General features: G+C 72.0%; 12 protein-coding genes. 9 read left to right on the forward strand and 3 right to left on the reverse strand.

The features are described from left to right. Positions 1-187: 187 nt before the first annotated feature. The 7 genes from leuS (at position 188) to ACFC0D_RS11770 (ending at position 10,643) form a co-directional block, all read left to right on the forward strand. A complete protein-coding gene (leuS, locus tag ACFC0D_RS11740) occupies positions 188-3,055 on the forward strand; it encodes a leucine--tRNA ligase (protein ID WP_376433686.1) in 2,868 nt (955 codons plus the stop codon). A gap of 160 nt (positions 3,056-3,215) precedes the next feature. Next, on the forward strand, positions 3,216-4,001 hold the full coding sequence (locus ACFC0D_RS11745; protein WP_376433688.1) for a hypothetical protein: 786 nt from the start codon (positions 3,216-3,218) through the stop codon (positions 3,999-4,001). Positions 4,002-4,202: 201 nt separating this feature from the next. Then, positions 4,203-5,048 carry a DegV family protein gene (locus tag ACFC0D_RS11750; RefSeq protein ID WP_376433690.1) on the forward strand — a complete coding sequence of 282 codons (846 nt, stop codon included), beginning with the start codon at positions 4,203-4,205 and terminating at the stop codon, positions 5,046-5,048. Positions 5,049-5,639: 591 nt separating this feature from the next. Further along, positions 5,640-6,233: a helix-hairpin-helix domain-containing protein gene (locus tag ACFC0D_RS11755; protein ID WP_376433790.1), complete on the forward strand. Its 594-nt coding sequence runs from the start codon at positions 5,640-5,642 to the stop codon at positions 6,231-6,233. Further along, complete coding sequence (locus ACFC0D_RS11760; protein ID WP_376433692.1) at positions 6,230-8,686, forward strand: ComEC/Rec2 family competence protein; 2,457 nt, start codon at positions 6,230-6,232, stop codon at positions 8,684-8,686. The genes ACFC0D_RS11755 and ACFC0D_RS11760 overlap by 4 nt, the downstream gene beginning before the upstream one ends. Before the next feature lie 64 nt (positions 8,687-8,750). Beyond that, positions 8,751-9,377: a winged helix-turn-helix domain-containing protein gene (locus ACFC0D_RS11765; protein ID WP_376433694.1), complete on the forward strand. Its 627-nt coding sequence runs from the start codon at positions 8,751-8,753 to the stop codon at positions 9,375-9,377. Between the two features lie 3 nt (positions 9,378-9,380). After that, positions 9,381-10,643: an MFS transporter gene (locus ACFC0D_RS11770; RefSeq protein WP_376433696.1), complete on the forward strand. Its 1,263-nt coding sequence runs from the start codon at positions 9,381-9,383 to the stop codon at positions 10,641-10,643. 23 nt (positions 10,644-10,666) lie between these two features. Here ACFC0D_RS11770 and ACFC0D_RS11775 read toward each other — a convergent pair whose 3' ends face one another. Next, positions 10,667-11,143: a pyridoxamine 5'-phosphate oxidase family protein gene (locus ACFC0D_RS11775; RefSeq protein WP_376433698.1), complete on the reverse strand. Its 477-nt coding sequence runs from the start codon at positions 11,141-11,143 to the stop codon at positions 10,667-10,669. Positions 11,144-11,244: 101 nt separating this feature from the next. Between ACFC0D_RS11775 and ACFC0D_RS11780 the strand changes: the two genes are divergently transcribed. Then, complete coding sequence (locus ACFC0D_RS11780; RefSeq protein ID WP_376433700.1) at positions 11,245-12,081, forward strand: arylamine N-acetyltransferase; 837 nt, start codon at positions 11,245-11,247, stop codon at positions 12,079-12,081. 6 nt (positions 12,082-12,087) lie between these two features. Here the strand turns inward: ACFC0D_RS11780 and ACFC0D_RS11785 are convergent, their stop codons facing one another. Beyond that, on the reverse strand, positions 12,088-12,348 hold the full coding sequence (locus ACFC0D_RS11785; RefSeq protein WP_376433702.1) for a hypothetical protein: 261 nt from the start codon (positions 12,346-12,348) through the stop codon (positions 12,088-12,090). 33 nt (positions 12,349-12,381) lie between these two features. On the opposite strand from ACFC0D_RS11785, the gene holA reads away from it, so the two are divergent. Beyond that, positions 12,382-13,368: a DNA polymerase III subunit delta gene (gene holA / locus ACFC0D_RS11790; RefSeq protein ID WP_376433704.1), complete on the forward strand. Its 987-nt coding sequence runs from the start codon at positions 12,382-12,384 to the stop codon at positions 13,366-13,368. Between the two features lie 731 nt (positions 13,369-14,099). Here holA and rpsT read toward each other — a convergent pair. Next, positions 14,100-14,366, reverse strand: coding sequence for a 30S ribosomal protein S20 (gene rpsT, locus ACFC0D_RS11795; protein ID WP_137989361.1), 267 nt, complete (start codon positions 14,364-14,366; stop codon positions 14,100-14,102). Positions 14,367-14,549: the final 183 nt, after the last annotated feature.

The following is a 14,549-nucleotide window of genomic DNA, read 5'->3' on the forward strand; positions in this document are numbered from 1 at the left end:
CTGCGGTACCCTGGCGCCATGCGTGCCGTACGCCTTCTGCTTAGCGAGCCGCGCTGATCAGTCCCGACGGATGAAAGATCCGGTCGGAATCGGCGCGGCGTCCCCTCCTGTGCGAGGGGTTTTTTCATTTCGTGGCAGTGCAGTTCGCGGGCAGTGGGCAGAGACGATCGATGGAGCTTCAAGGATCATGAGCGAGATGAATTCGGCTGCCGAGACGGCGGCCCCGCATCGTTATACGGCGGCCATGGCCGCCGACATCGAGGCACGCTGGCAGGATTTCTGGGACGCCGAGGGCACCTACGAGGCGCCGAACCCGACCGGTGACCTGGCGGGCGATCCGGCGATCGCCGCCCGGCCCAAGAAGTTCATCATGGACATGTTCCCGTACCCCTCGGGCGCGGGTCTGCACGTCGGCCACCCGCTGGGCTACATCGCCACGGATGTCTTCGCCCGTCACCAGCGCATGACCGGCCACAACGTGCTGCACACCCTGGGCTTCGACGCCTTCGGCCTGCCGGCCGAGCAGTACGCCGTGCAGACGGGCACGCACCCGCGCGTGTCCACCGAGGCCAACATGGAGAACATGAAGGTCCAGCTGCGCCGGCTGGGCCTGGGCCACGACAAGCGCCGGTCCTTCGCCACGATCGACCCGGACTACTACAAGTGGACCCAGTGGATCTTCCTGCAGATCTACAACTCCTGGTACGACGACGAGGCCAAGAAGGCCCGTCCGATCGCCGAGCTGGTCGAGCAGTTCGAGAACGGCACCCGTGACGTTCCGGGCTCCACGCGCGCGTGGAGCGAGCTGACCGCGGCCGAGCGCGCCGACGTCCTGGGCGAGTACCGCCTGGCGTACGCCTCCGACGCGCCGGTCAACTGGTGCCCTGGTCTGGGCACGGTCCTGGCCAACGAGGAGGTCACCGCCGACGGCCGTTCCGAGCGCGGCAACTTCCCCGTCTTCAAGTCCAAGCTGCGCCAGTGGAACATGCGCATCACCGCCTACGCGGACCGCCTGCTGGACGACCTGGACGCGCTGGACTGGCCCGAGGCCATCAAGCTGCAGCAGCGGAACTGGATCGGCCGCTCCGAGGGCGCCCGCGTCGACTTCCAGGTCGGCGAGGCCGGCGCCATCACCGTCTTCACCACCCGCCAGGACACCCTGTTCGGCGCCACCTACATGGTGCTGGCCCCGGAGCACGACCTGGTCGAGAAGATCGTCCCGGACGCCTGGCCCGCCGGCACCCACGACGTGTGGACGGGCGGACACGCCACCCCGGCCGACGCCGTCGCCGCGTACCGCAAGCAGGCCGCCTCCAAGTCCGACGTCGAGCGGCAGGCCGAGGCCAAGGACAAGACCGGCGTCTTCACCGGCACGTACGCGACCAACCCGGTCAGCGGCGAGCAGGTCCCGGTCTTCATCGCCGACTACGTCCTGATGGGCTACGGCACCGGCGCGATCATGGCCGTCCCCGCCCACGACACCCGCGACTTCGCCTTCGCGCGCGCCTTCGAGCTGCCGATGCGCTGCGTCGTCGAGCCGAGCGACGACCGCGGCACCGACACGTCCACGTGGGACGACGCCTTCGCCTCGTACGAGGCGAAGCTGGTCAACTCCGCCAACGACGAGATCTCCCTGGACGGCCTGGGCGTCGTCGACGCCAAGGCGAAGATCACCGCCTGGATGGCCGACCGCGGCATCGGCGAGGGCACCGTCAACTTCCGGCTGCGCGACTGGCTGTTCAGCCGTCAGCGCTACTGGGGCGAGCCCTTCCCGATCGTCTACGACGAGGACGGCGTCGCACACGCGCTGCCCGAGTCGATGCTGCCGCTGGAACTGCCGGAGGTCGACGACTACTCGCCGCGCACCTTCGACCCGGACGACGCCGACACCCAGCCCGAGACGCCGCTGTCCCGCAACGAGGACTGGGTCGACGTCACCCTGGACCTGGGCGACGGCCCGAAGAAGTACCGCCGCGAGACCAACACCATGCCCAACTGGGCCGGTTCCTGCTGGTACGAGCTGCGCTACCTGGACCCGACCAACTCCGAGAAGCTGGTCGACCCGGCGATCGAGCAGTACTGGATGGGTCCGCGCGAAGGCATGCCCACCGGCGGCGTCGACCTGTACGTGGGCGGTGCCGAGCACGCCGTACTGCACCTGCTGTACGCGCGGTTCTGGTCCAAGGTGCTGTTCGACCTGGGCCACGTCTCCTCGGCCGAGCCGTTCCACAAGCTGTACAACCAGGGCATGATCCAGGCCTTCGTCTACCGCGACGCGCGCGGCATCGCCGTGCCGGCGACCGAGGTCGAGGAGCGGGACGGCGGCTACTGGTACCAGGGCGAGAAGGTCGGCCGCGTCCTGGGCAAGATGGGCAAGTCCCTGAAGAACGCGGTCACCCCGGACGAGATCTGCGCCGAGTTCGGTGCCGACACCCTGCGCCTGTACGAGATGGCGATGGGCCCGCTGGACGTCTCCCGCCCGTGGGACACGCGCGCGGTCGTCGGCCAGTACCGGCTGCTGCAGCGCCTGTGGCGCAACATCGTCGACGAGTCGACGGGCGAGGTCACCGTCGTGGACACCGAGCCCGACGAGGACGCCCTGCGCGCCCTGCACAAGGCGATCGACGGAGTGTCGCAGGACATGGCGGCCATGCGCTTCAACACCGCCATCGCCAAGGTGACCGAGCTGAACAACCACCTGACCAAGGTGGGCGGCCCGGTCTCCCGCTCGGTCGCCGAGCGGCTGGTGCTGCTGGTCGCCCCGCTGGCCCCGCACATCGCGGAGGAGCTGTGGCGCAAGCTGGGCCGCACCGACTCGGTCGTCCACCAGGACTTCCCGGTCGCCGACCCCGCGTACGTCGTGGACGAGACCGTGACGTGCGTCGTGCAGATCAAGGGCAAGGTCAAGGCGCGTCTGGAGGTCTCCCCGTCCATCACGGACGCGGAGCTGGAGGCGCTGGCGCTCGGCGACGCGAACGTGGTCGCGGCGCTGGGCGGCGCGGAGATCCGCAAGGTGATCGTGCGCGCCCCGAAGCTGGTCAACATCGTTGCCTGACGGTTGCCTGACGTCGCCGCCGGTCTCGGCGGCCACGGAGGTATAGGGGGCATCCCCTACGGGCAGGTTGAGGGTTCCGATGGAACCCTCGGCCTGCCCGTTCCGTTTACCGTGGAAGAACGACAACCGAAGAAACTCGACCCACGCCGGAGGGGCGGACATGGAAGCCGCGATTGTGATCATGGCGCTGCTCTTCTTCGCCTTCGTGGCGCTGGGGGTCTACGCGACCGTGAAGGTGGTCAAGGCCGCCAAGCGTGGGGTCGACCGCACCATCAACCAGGCCCGGCGCACGGTCGAGGACACGACGCTGCGCGCCAAGAGCTACGGCCAGGGCGGGGTCGCCGGTGAGCTGGCCCAGCTGCGGCTCTCGCTGCGCACGTCGATGCGCGCGACCCAGGACGCCCTGCAGGCGGGCGTCGCCGAGGACGCCTCGCTGAAGGAGTCCCTCGACCTCTTCCGCCGGCTGAGCGCCCACGGCCAGGAGCTGGACGAGGACCTCAAGCGCCTGGAGCGGGAGCCGGACCGCTCGCGCGTGGCCGGACAGCTCTCCGACCTGCGGGCACGGACCGAGCAGATCACGCAGTCCGCGGACTCGCTCCGCTGGGCGGCCAGGGACCGGGCGCGGAAGTTCGCGGAGGACGACCTGTCCTCGTTGAGCCAGCAGATCGACATGGAGGCGGGCGCGCTGCGGCACTGGTCGGAGCCTGCCGCACAGGGCCCCGCGTCGGGCGACTTCTCATGGCCCGCCGCCGGCGCCGCCGCCGCGGGAGCCGAGCGGGAGCAGGTGTGGCCCGCCGAGGCGGAGGCCGGCCCGCGCCCGGATACGAAGGCCGCCGGTGCCCAGGCGCAGGGGCAGCAGGAACCGCCGCCGGCGATCACGGCGCGCGATCCGCGCCAGGCCGCCTATCCGTGGGAGAAGTCGGCACGGCCCGAGACCACCAACTGACACCGCCGATCCGCCCCGGCGGCCCGGTTGGCCGCCCTGGCGGCTCCGGTCGGCCTGGCCGGGCGGCCGAGGATGGTCTGGGGTGTCTGTGGGGCGGGCGGGGCGGACGTGGCGGACGTGGCACCGATGATGGCGGCGCGGACGATCGCCGAACGAGGGCCGGGCTGCCATGCGACGGCCTCGGCAGGTAACCTCCCGCTCATGTCCCGGCATGTCGCGATCGTCACCGATTCCACGGCCTACCTGCCACCCCAGGCGATGGAGCGGCACAGCATCACCGCGGTCCCGCTCACCGTCGTCATCGGCGACCAGGCCCTTGAGGAGGGGACCGAGATCTCGGCCCGCTCACTGGCCCAGGCGCTCCAGAAACGGCGGCCGGTGACCACCTCACGGCCGAGCCCCGAAGTCTTCGCGGAGACCTATCGCGCGGCCGCCGAGGCCGGCGCGCGGGGCGTCGTCTCGCTCCATCTCTCCGCCGAGTTCTCCGGTACGTACGATGCCGCCGTGCTGGCGGCCAAGGACGCCCCCGTACCGGTCCGGGTGGTCGACACCCGGATGGTGGGGATGGCGCTCGGCTTCTGCGCGCTCGCGGCCGCCGAGGCCGTGGACGCGGGCGGCTCCCTCGACGAGGCGGTCGCCGCCGCGGAGAAGAGGGCGGCCGGAACCTCCGCGTTCTTCTACGTCGACACCCTGGACTACCTCCGCAGGGGCGGGCGGATCGGGGCCGCGCAGGCGCTGCTCGGCTCCGCGCTCGCGGTGAAGCCGCTGCTCCAGCTCGACGGGGGTCGGATCGAGCTGCGCGAGAAGGTGCGGACGGCGTCGAAGGCGATCGCCCGCCTCGAGGAGATCGCCGTGGAGCGGGCGGGTTCCGGCGACGTGGACATCGCGGTGCACCATCTCTCCGCGCCCGAGCGGGCCGCCGTCCTGGCCGACCGGCTGCGGGAACGGGTGCCCGGCATTGCGGAGTTGCAGGTCAGCGAGGTGGGTGCGGTGATTGGAGCGCACACGGGCCCCGGGCTGCTGGCCGTCGTGGTCTCGCCCCGCTGACCCGCGCGATCCCTCGTGTGAGTGACGGGTTTTTCCACAACTGGGCGCTCATCCACGGAAATTGATCCATCTCAGCGGGTTCGGACAGATGTGCCTACCGTCCTGTCCATGGCTCTTCACACAGACACCGCAGCAAGCGACACCACAGGTACGGATGAGGCGGCACGGAGCGCGACGACGGCGGCCACGTCCTCGGTGAGGAGGGCGGGTGCGTCCAGCGGTCCCGGCCGTGGGCCCGGTTCGGACGGGCGGACCCGTGTCGGCGGACGGGGTTCGCCTCCCGGGCGGGTACGAGGGCGGGCGCGCGGGAGACATGCGGTCGCGGCGAGCCGTGCCGCCGTACGACGACGAGGAGAAGCACTCTTCCCCTCCGCGGCGACGCCCGTCAAGTCCGCACCGACCGTGGGGTGGGGCGCGCCGGAGGTCGTGGCCCCGCCCGGGGCGGGGGAGGAGGATGCCGTACCCGGGGTGCGGGAGGAGGATGCCCCGCCCGGGAGGTGGGAACGGCTGCGGCTCGCGCTGAGCGATCGGCTGCCGGTATGGGTGCGGTCCAGATGTGGCCTCGAACCGAGGACGCTGGCCGCGTTGGCCGTGGTCCTGGTCGTGGCGGCGGGCTTTGCCGGACGCTACTTCTGGGCCGGGCGGCCGGAGGCCGTTCGGGCGCCGGAGATCGTGCGCGCGGCGCCGCTGTCCGAGAGCGGGGCGTCTCCGGTGGTGTCGGCGGAGCCGACGGCCGGAGCCCCGTCACCACCGGCGGTCGTGGTCGATGTGAGCGGCAAGGTACGACGGCCCGGGGTGCTGACCCTGCCCGGCGGGTCGAGGGTCGCCGACGCGCTGCGCGCGGCCGGAGGTGTCAAGCCGGGCACGGACGTCACAGGACTCAACCGGGCACGGGTTCTCATGGACGGTGAGCAGGTCGTGGTCGGCCTGCCCGTGATGCCGAACGCCGCGGGCGTAGGTGCCGGTGGCGTGGGCACGACTGGTGTCCGGGCGGGGCCGCTGAGCCTGAACGCCGCGACCGTGGAGCAGTTGGACACCCTGCCCGGGGTCGGGCCCGTACTCGCGCAGCACATCGTCGACCACCGTCTGGAGCACGGCGGGTTCCGGTCGGTCGCCGAGCTGCGAGAGGTCACCGGGATCGGTGAGCGGCGGTTCGCCGAACTCGCTCCCCTGGTTCGGCCATGAGCGAGGACCCCGCACCGCGCGGTGCGGGTGGGGAGGGCCCTGCGGATCTTCGGCTCGTGCCACCGGCGTTGGCGGCCTGGGGAGCGGCTGCGCTGGCGGTGGGCGCCACGGGGTGGTGGGTGGTCACGGGAGTGCTCGCCTGCCTGGCGGGGGCGGCGATGCTGCCGGCGGCGGTTCGAGGACGGGACGGTGGGCGGCTGAGTGCCACCGCGGTCGCGGCGGTGCTGCTCTGTGCGGCGGCCGGGGCCGCGTCGGGCGGGCTTCATGCGGCGGACCTGAGACGCGGGCCACTGCCGGGCCTCGCGGGGGAGTACGCCCGGGTGGGCGTGGAGGTGACGGTCACCTCCGATCCGAGACTGACCGGGCCCCGCGTCCGCGGAGATCGGGCGGCGCCGGTCTCCGTCGTTGTGAACGGCGAGGTGAACCGGGTCGAGGCGCCCGGCGGAGCGGTCCACCGGACCCGGACACCGCTCCTGGTGATCGTGCCCGCCGGCGACGCCCAGCGGGAGTGGCTGCGGCTGCTGCCGTCGACCGGGCTGCGGCTGACGGGGCGGCTCGCGCCGCCGGCGCGGCCGGGAGACCGGTTCGCGGCGGTGCTGCGGGTCGACGGGGCCGGGCCGCCCCGGATCACGGGGACGCCGAGCGCCGTGCAGCGCAAGGCCGGGGAACTGCGGGCGGGGCTGCGGCGCGCCACGGAGGACCTCGATCCGGACGCCCGGGCGCTGCTGCCCGGACTGGTCGTCGGAGACACGTCCCGGATCGATCCGGAGCTGAGCGACGCCTTCGAGGCGACCGACCTCACGCACCTTCTGGCAGTGTCCGGTTCCAATCTCACGGTCGTGTTGCTGCTTCTGGTCGGTCGGCCGGGTGCCGCGATGCGGGTCGAGCGTGGCGGGATCGCGCCACGGCTCGGCATTCCGCTGCGGTCCACCGCCCTGATCGGAGGAGGCCTCACACTCGCCTTCGTCATCGTCTGCCGGCCGGACCCGAGCGTGCTGCGGGCCGCGGCCTGCGGGCTGGTCGCCCTGCTCGCCATCGGTACGGGGCGCCGCAGATCGCTGATCCCCGCTCTGGCGGCGGCGGTGCTGATGCTCGTGCTCTACGACCCGTGGCTGGCGCGGAGCTATGGCTTCCTGCTCTCGGTCCTGGCCACCGGGGCGCTGCTCACCATCGCGCCGGGGTGGAGCGAGGCGCTTCAGCGGCGCGGGGTGCCGGGCAGGTTCGCCGAGGCGCTGGCCGCCGCCCTGGCGGCGCACGTGGTGTGCGTGCCCGTCGTGGCGGTCTTCGCCGCGCGGGTCAGCCTGGTAGCGATCCCCAGCAATCTGTTGGCGGAGCCGGCGGTCGCCCCGGCGACGGTGCTGGGGTTCGTCGCGCTCGCCCTCGCCCCTGTCTGGCTGCCGGCGGCGGAGCTGGTCGCGCAGGTCGCGGCCTGGCCCGCGGGGTGGATCGCGGGCGTGGCCCGCACCGGTGCGGCGCTGCCGGGTGCGGAGACGGAGTGGCCGGGCGGCTGGTGGGGCGGGCTGATGCTGGCCGCTCTCTTCGGGCTGGTGGTGCTGGGGGCGTGGAGGCTGCCGTACCGACGCAGAATCGCCGTGGGCTGCGCGGCACTGCTGCTCCTCGCTGTGGTCAGGCCGCCGCCGCTGACCCGGGTGGTCACCGGATGGCCACCACCGGGCTGGGCGTTCGCGATGTGCCAAGTGGGGCAGGGCGACGCGACCGTGCTCGCAGCGGGCGGGGACGCGGCCGTCGTCGTGGATGCCGGGCCGGATCCGGCTCTGGTGGACCGCTGTCTCCGTGATCTCGGTGTCCGCCGGATCCCGCTGGTGGTGCTCACGCACTTCCACGCGGACCATGTCGCGGGGCTGCCAGGGGTGTTGCGCGGGCGGTCGGTGGGGGCGATCCAGACGACGGGGCTCGAAGAGCCGCAGGGGCAGGCGGCGTTCGTGCGGCGGACCGCGGCGGCGGCCGGGGTTCCGATGGTTCTGGCCGGGCCGGGGGAGCGGCGGCGCCTGGGCGCGCTGGAGTGGCAGGTGCTGTGGCCGCGCGGGGCTCCCGGGGCGGTCGAGGCGGAGGCGTCCGAGCCGAACGACGCGAGCGTCACCCTGCTCGTGCGGACCTCGGGTGGGCTCAGCCTGCTTCTTCTCGGTGACCTCGAACCGCCCGCCCAGCAAGGCCTGTTGCGGGCGTACCCCGGACTGGCGCCGGTGGACGTGCTCAAGGTCGCCCACCACGGCTCGGCCCACCAGGATCCCGGGCTGATACGTGCCGTCCGGCCGCGGCTGGCGCTGGTGTCGACAGGGAGCGGTAACCCGTACGGGCACCCGTCGCCCCGGACGGTGGAGGCGCTAAGGGGCGGGGGAGCGGAGGTGCTTCGGACGGACCGGGACGGAGCGATCGCGGTGACGGGGACGGGCCGGGATCTCGTGGCCGTGCCGACAGGGAAACGCTTGTAAAGAGATCCTTGTAAAGGAACCTTTCTAAAGCTACCTTTACAACATGCGGGAGGAACCGAATCCGATGAATCACGACGAAGAGCAGCCCCGGAGCATTCGCCTCACGGATCCCCGCGCGCTGCGGGCCTACGCCCACCCGACACGGATCACGCTGGTCGGTCTGCTGCGGCGCAGCGGTCCCTTCACCGCCACCCGGGCCGCCGAGCTCACCGGGGAATCGGTAGCCAGCTGCTCGTACCACCTGCGGATACTCGCGAAGTACGGGCTGGTGGAGGTGGCGCCCGGCGGGCGGGGGCGGGAGAAGCCCTGGAGGGCCACGGCCCGGTACACCGACTGGCCGGGGGACAGTGAGGACGCCACGGTCGCGGAGGCGGCGGACGCGCTGAGCAGCGCGGTGGCCGAGCGGTACTTCGAGCGGGTCCTGCGTGCCATGGAGGACCGGCATCGGCTGCCGAAGGAGTGGCGGGAGGCCGAGATGTTCGGCGACTCCCTGCTCTACCTCACGCCGGACGAGCTGGCCGCCTTCGGTCGACGGATCGACGAGTTGCTGCTGCCGTACGAGGGCCGCGAGTCCGACCCGTCGCTGCGCCCCGAGACGGCCAGGCCGGTCAGCGTGCTGCGGATCGCGTACCTGGACCGCGAGATCCCCGACGAGATTCCTGAGCTCCTTGACGACGAGAGCGGGGAGTGAAGGATGCGAGTGGCGGAACGCATACCCGCGCTCCTGCGTGAGCGGTCCTTTCGGCGCTACTGGGCCGGCCAGACCATCTCACTCGTCGGGGACCAGATCTCCCTGATCGCGATCCCGCTCGCCGCGGTGCTCGTGCTCGGAGCCGGCGCCGCGGAGATGGGCTGGCTCAAGACGGCCGAGCTGCTGCCCGCGCTGCTGCTCAACCTGCCGCTGGGAGCCTGGGCCGACCGGCAGGCCCGCCGGCGGCGCGCCATGATCGCGGCCGACCTCGGGCGGGCGGCCCTGCTGCTGACCCTCCCGGTCGCGTACCTGCTCGACATGCTCACCCTGGGCCAGCTCTACATCGTCGCCTTCGGGGTGGGCGCGCTGACGGTGCTCTTCGAGGCGTGCAACGTCACGCTGTTCGTGGCGCTGGTCCCGACCGAGCGCTATGTGCAGGCGAACTCACTGGTCAACGGCAGCCGTTCGATGTCGTGGCTGGCGGGACCAGGGGCGGGCGGTCTGCTCGTGCAGTTCCTCACCGCGCCCTTCGCCCTGCTCGCCGACGCCCTCACGTACCTGGTCTCGGCCGGCTACCTGGCCCGGATCAAGCCCGTGGAACCGCCACCCTCACCGGTGGGCAAGGGCCACTTCACCGAGGGCCTGCGCTGGGTCGTCCGCAACGCGTCCATGCGGGCGCTGTTCGCCGCCTCCGGGACGATCCAGTTCTTCAACTACATGTTCCACACCCTGTTCGTGCTGTACGCCACGACCGAACTCGGCCTGAGCGCGGGCGTGCTCGGTGCCGTCCTCGGCGCGGGAGCCGTCGGCGGGCTGATCGGGGCCGCGGGCAGCGGGGCGGTCGTGCGCCGCTTCGGGATCGGCCCGTCCATCGTCGTCGGCTTCCTCGGCTTCACCGTGCCCCTGCTGCTGATACCGCTCGCGGAGGGTCCGACACCCCTGGTCGTGGGCCTGCTGTTCGCGGCGGAGTTCCTCTCGTGCGCGGCCGTCATGGTCGTCGACATCGCGGCGGGGTCGTTCCAGATGGCGCTGATACCCGACGCCGTCCGGGCGCGGGTGATGGGTGCTTACCGCACCCTCAACCACGGGTTCCGTCCCGTCGGTGCGCTCGTCGGGGGCCTCCTCGGCACGGCCGTCGGGCTGCGGCCGACGCTGTGGATCGCCACCGCCGGAGCCGTACTCGCCGTGCTGTGGCTGCTGCCCTCGCCGTTGCCGCGGACGCGTGAACTGCCCGCGCCGGCCGAGGATCCGGTGCCCGTTGCCTGAGGGCGAGGTGGGAGGAGGGCAGGTCAGACCAGCCACTCGCCGTCGCGCATCAGCTCCCGTTCGGGCAGTTCGTTCACCTCGCGCCAGGCCTTCACCGACCTGAGGGTGATCCGGAGGTAGATCCAGGCGGATCGGTCGCGGGGATCCCAGGCCAGCTTGGTCGCGAAGGCGTCGGCGGAGGCCTTCGGCAGGTCGGAGCCCTCCACCATCTCGGCCGTTCCCTCGATCAGCACCACGTCACGGGTGTGGCCGAGGCTGATCCGGACCTCACCGTTCGGGGTGAGGTTGCGGGCCGTGGGGTTGTTGCGCTTCGTGCAGAGCAGCAGCGTTCCCTCGTCGATCCGCCCGTCCTGGACGTCCCAGACGAAGGACAGCGGCACCAGACACGGTTCGTCATGGGCGGACGCGGTCGCGACCCAGAGGTCCACGTCCTGCCGGAGTCGGGTGAGGACGTCCTGCTTGCGTTCGGCGCGGGGGCGGGGCGGTTCAAGATCGCTCATGGCCCGCACGGTAGCGGCGCGGACCGGACGAGCACCTCGGGCAACGGGCCTAGGACCAGAGCCTCATGGGGTATCGGGCGGCGGCGCGGCACACTCTCGGCATGAGTACTGACACCCAGCCGGTCCCGGGCACGATCGTCGACGCCTATCTGCACCGCATCGGAGCCGCGCGCCCCGAACGCCCCGACGTGGCGGCCCTGCGCGATCTGCATCTGCGGCACTTGAGAACGGTCCCCTTCGAGAACCTGTCGATCCACCTCGGCGAGGACATCGTCCTGGAGGAGAAGGCGCTGCTCGACAAGGTGGTCGGCGCCCGCAGAGGAGGGTTCTGCTACGAGATCAACGCGACCTTCGCCGTCCTCCTGCGCGAACTCGGCTTCACCGTCACGCTTCTCCAGGGGCGCGGCTTCGGCCCGGGCGGCCGACTGGGCATCCCGTACGACCACATGGCAGTGGTGGTGGAGGTGGACGGAGAGCGGTGGCTCGCGGACGTCGGGTTCGGTGACCACAGCCACTTCCCGCTGGCGCTGGACGAGCGTGGCGATCAGACGGATCCGGGCGGTACGTTCCGCATCGTCGAGACCGAGGACGGCGATCTGGACGTGCTGCGGAACGGCGAAACGCACCTCCGGTTGGAGACGCGGCCGCGCGTGCTCGGCGACTTCACGACGGGCGCCTGGTACCACCGCACCTCCCCGGACTCGCACTTCACCCGCTCCCTCATCTGCTCCCGGCTCACCGAGGAGGGCCGGATCACCCTCAGCGGCCTGAAGCTGGTCACGCACGTGAACGGCGAGCGGACCGAGAGGATGCTCGAGCGAGAGGAGGAGGTGCGGGCGGTGTACCGCGACCGGTTCGGCATCGAGCTCAGCGAGCTGCCCGTGCCTCCGGCACGGTCCGCGCGGAGCGCTGAAGCCGAGGGCGCCTCGCAGGCGTAACCCCGGTCACGGGGCCTCCAGCCAGCCTTCGTACTCGGCGGCCAGCGCGTCCAGCGCCGCCGAGTCCAGCCGGCCCTGCGGGTCCTCGACGACCACCAGCCACTGCGCGTCCTCGGCGTCGTCCTCGCCCGCCAGCGCGTCCCGTACGAGCTGAGGCTCCTCGGCGACGCCGAAGCGGGCGGGCAGTTCTTCGGCGACCTCTTCGGCGGCGTCGCGGTCGGGCAGTACCAGTACGTGTCGTTCGCTCACCCCGCCATTCTCGGGCATGGCTGTCAGTGGCCCGTGGGATGCTGTGAAGCGATGGCCACCAGGAAGAATTCGACCGACGACCTCCTCGCCCCCGTCACGCTCGCCGTGGGCCAGGAGGACCTGCTCCTCGACCGCGCCGTCCAGGAGGTGGTGGCGGCCGCCCGGGCCGTCGATGCTGACACGGACGTCCGGGACCTCACGTCCGACCAGCTCCAGCCCGGGACGCTGGCGGAGCTGACGAGCCCCTCGCTCTTCGCCGAGCGCAAGGTCCTGGTCGTGCGGAACGCGCAGGATCTGTCCGCGGACACGATCAAGGACGTCAAGGCGTACCTCGACGCGCCCTTCGAGGAGATCACCCTCGTGCTGCTCCACGCGGGCGGCGCCAAGGGCAAGGGGCTCCTGGACGCGGCGCGGAAGGCGGGCGCGCGGGAGGTGGCCTGCCCGAAGACGACGAAGCCGGCGGAGCGGCTGACGTTCGTACGGCAGGAGTTCCGGACGCTGGGGCGTTCGGCCACGCCCGAGGCGTGCCAGGCGCTGGTCGACTCGATCGGCAGCGACCTGCGGGAGCTGGCGTCGGCGGTGTCGCAGCTGACGGCGGACGTCGAGGGGACGATCGACGAGGCGATCGTCGGGCGGTACTACACGGGGCGGGCCGAGGCGTCGTCGTTCAACGTCGCGGACCGCGCGGTGGAGGGGCGGGCGGCGGAGGCCCTGGAGGCGCTGCGCTGGTCGCTCTCGACCGGCGTCCCGCCGGTCCTGATCACCAGCGCGCTGGCGCAGGGCGTCCGGGCGATCGGCAAGCTGTCGGCGGCGCGGGGCGGGCGGCCTGCCGATCTGGCTCGGGAGCTCGGGATGCCGCCGTGGAAGATCGACCGTGTACGGCAGCAGATGCGGGGCTGGACGCCGGACGGGGTCTCGCTGGCGCTGCGGGCTGTGGCGGAGGCGGACGCGGGTGTGAAGGGCGGGGGGGACGACCCGGAGTACGCGCTGGAGAAGGCGGTTGTGGCGGTGGCGCGGGCGGCGCGGATGCGGCGGTAGCGGCGGGGTGGTGCCGGGGGCGGTTGATTCCCCCACCCCACCCCTTCCCGAAACCCTGCCGGGGCTGGTGGGAATCAACCCCCTTCCCGGGGCTTCGCCCCGGCCCTGGCCGGGAAGCAGCGGCTTCGCGCTGCGCCGGTAGCGCCCGGCCCCGCCGGAGTCCCGGCGGCTTCGCTGCCGCGTTGGCGGGGCCGTCTCCCCGAGGGTTGCGGTGGCCTCCCGCCCGCGGTGTGCCCGCTCTGTCGGACAGGGGCTACCCGTCGGGGACGCGGCGGCTTCGCGCCGCTGGGGGTGCCCGGGCCCGTGCGTTCGCGGCAGCTTCGCGCCGTGCGGCGCGTCCCGCTCCCGTCGGAGTCGTGGCGGCTTCGCGCCGCCGGCAGCCCCGGGCCGTGGGCTTGCGGTACTCCCGCCGTCTGGCGCGTCCCGCTCCCGTGGGAGTCGTGGCGGCTTCGCGCCGCCGGCAGCGCCCCAGCCTCCCCCGTCCGGCGCGGCACCACACCCGTCTGGAGCACAGCTTTCGGCACCTCCCGGCCCGGAACTGGGGCCCGGCCGCTGGCCCGCGTACGACGAAGGCCCCGCGTTCTCCTGGGGAAGGAGGGCGCGGGGCCTTGTCGTACGGCTGGTGGGCTCGTACACGCGTGGCGAACGCGTGTCGCGTACGAGTCCGGGGGGCCGGTTGGGAGCGGGAGAGAGGGCCCGCTGGGTCCCGTCCGGCGTTACATCAGAGAAGCTCAGCCCTGCAGAGCGGCAACCTTGGTGGCCAGCGCCGACTTCTTGTTGGCGGCGGCGTTCTTGTGGATGACGCCCTTCGAGACAGCCTTGTCGAGCGCGCGGGAGGCGGCGCGAGAAGCCACGACGGCCTTCTCGACGTCACCCGCGGCGACGGCCTCGCGGGCCTTGCGGATCGCGGTCTTGAGCGAGGACTTGACGGCCTTGTTGCGCAGGCGCGCCTTCTCGTTCGTCTTGTTCCGCTTGATCTGGGACTTGATGTTCGCCACGAAAAGAGCCTTTTCAGGTTCGGTGTTGTTTCTGAGGAGTGCCTCATCGCTGAGAGGGCGTACGAGACACAGCTGTCCACGATATCAGGGGGCATAACCTCCGCCCAAACCGAGCGGACCTCCCCAGTCATGGGACGATGGAGCCTACGTATCGATCCGACCATCGCCCCGAGACGAGACCTT

It is taken from the genome of Streptomyces sp. NPDC056222 (assembly GCF_042264065.1).
Lineage (GTDB): Bacteria > Actinomycetota > Actinomycetes > Streptomycetales > Streptomycetaceae > Streptomyces.

Coding starts and splice junctions, on each gene's coding strand:
- leuS (WP_376433686.1), top strand. CDS start 188: ATGAGCGAGATGAATTCGGCTGCCGAGACGGCGGCCCCGCATCGTTAT.
- ACFC0D_RS11745 (WP_376433688.1), top strand. CDS start 3,216: ATGGAAGCCGCGATTGTGATCATGGCGCTGCTCTTCTTCGCCTTCGTG.
- ACFC0D_RS11750 (WP_376433690.1), top strand. CDS start 4,203: ATGTCCCGGCATGTCGCGATCGTCACCGATTCCACGGCCTACCTGCCA.
- ACFC0D_RS11760 (WP_376433692.1), top strand. CDS start 6,230: ATGAGCGAGGACCCCGCACCGCGCGGTGCGGGTGGGGAGGGCCCTGCG.
- ACFC0D_RS11765 (WP_376433694.1), top strand. CDS start 8,751: ATGAATCACGACGAAGAGCAGCCCCGGAGCATTCGCCTCACGGATCCC.
- ACFC0D_RS11770 (WP_376433696.1), top strand. CDS start 9,381: ATGCGAGTGGCGGAACGCATACCCGCGCTCCTGCGTGAGCGGTCCTTT.
- ACFC0D_RS11775 (WP_376433698.1), bottom strand. CDS start 11,143: ATGAGCGATCTTGAACCGCCCCGCCCCCGCGCCGAACGCAAGCAGGAC.
- ACFC0D_RS11780 (WP_376433700.1), top strand. CDS start 11,245: ATGAGTACTGACACCCAGCCGGTCCCGGGCACGATCGTCGACGCCTAT.
- ACFC0D_RS11785 (WP_376433702.1), bottom strand. CDS start 12,348: ATGCCCGAGAATGGCGGGGTGAGCGAACGACACGTACTGGTACTGCCC.
- holA (WP_376433704.1), top strand. CDS start 12,382: ATGGCCACCAGGAAGAATTCGACCGACGACCTCCTCGCCCCCGTCACG.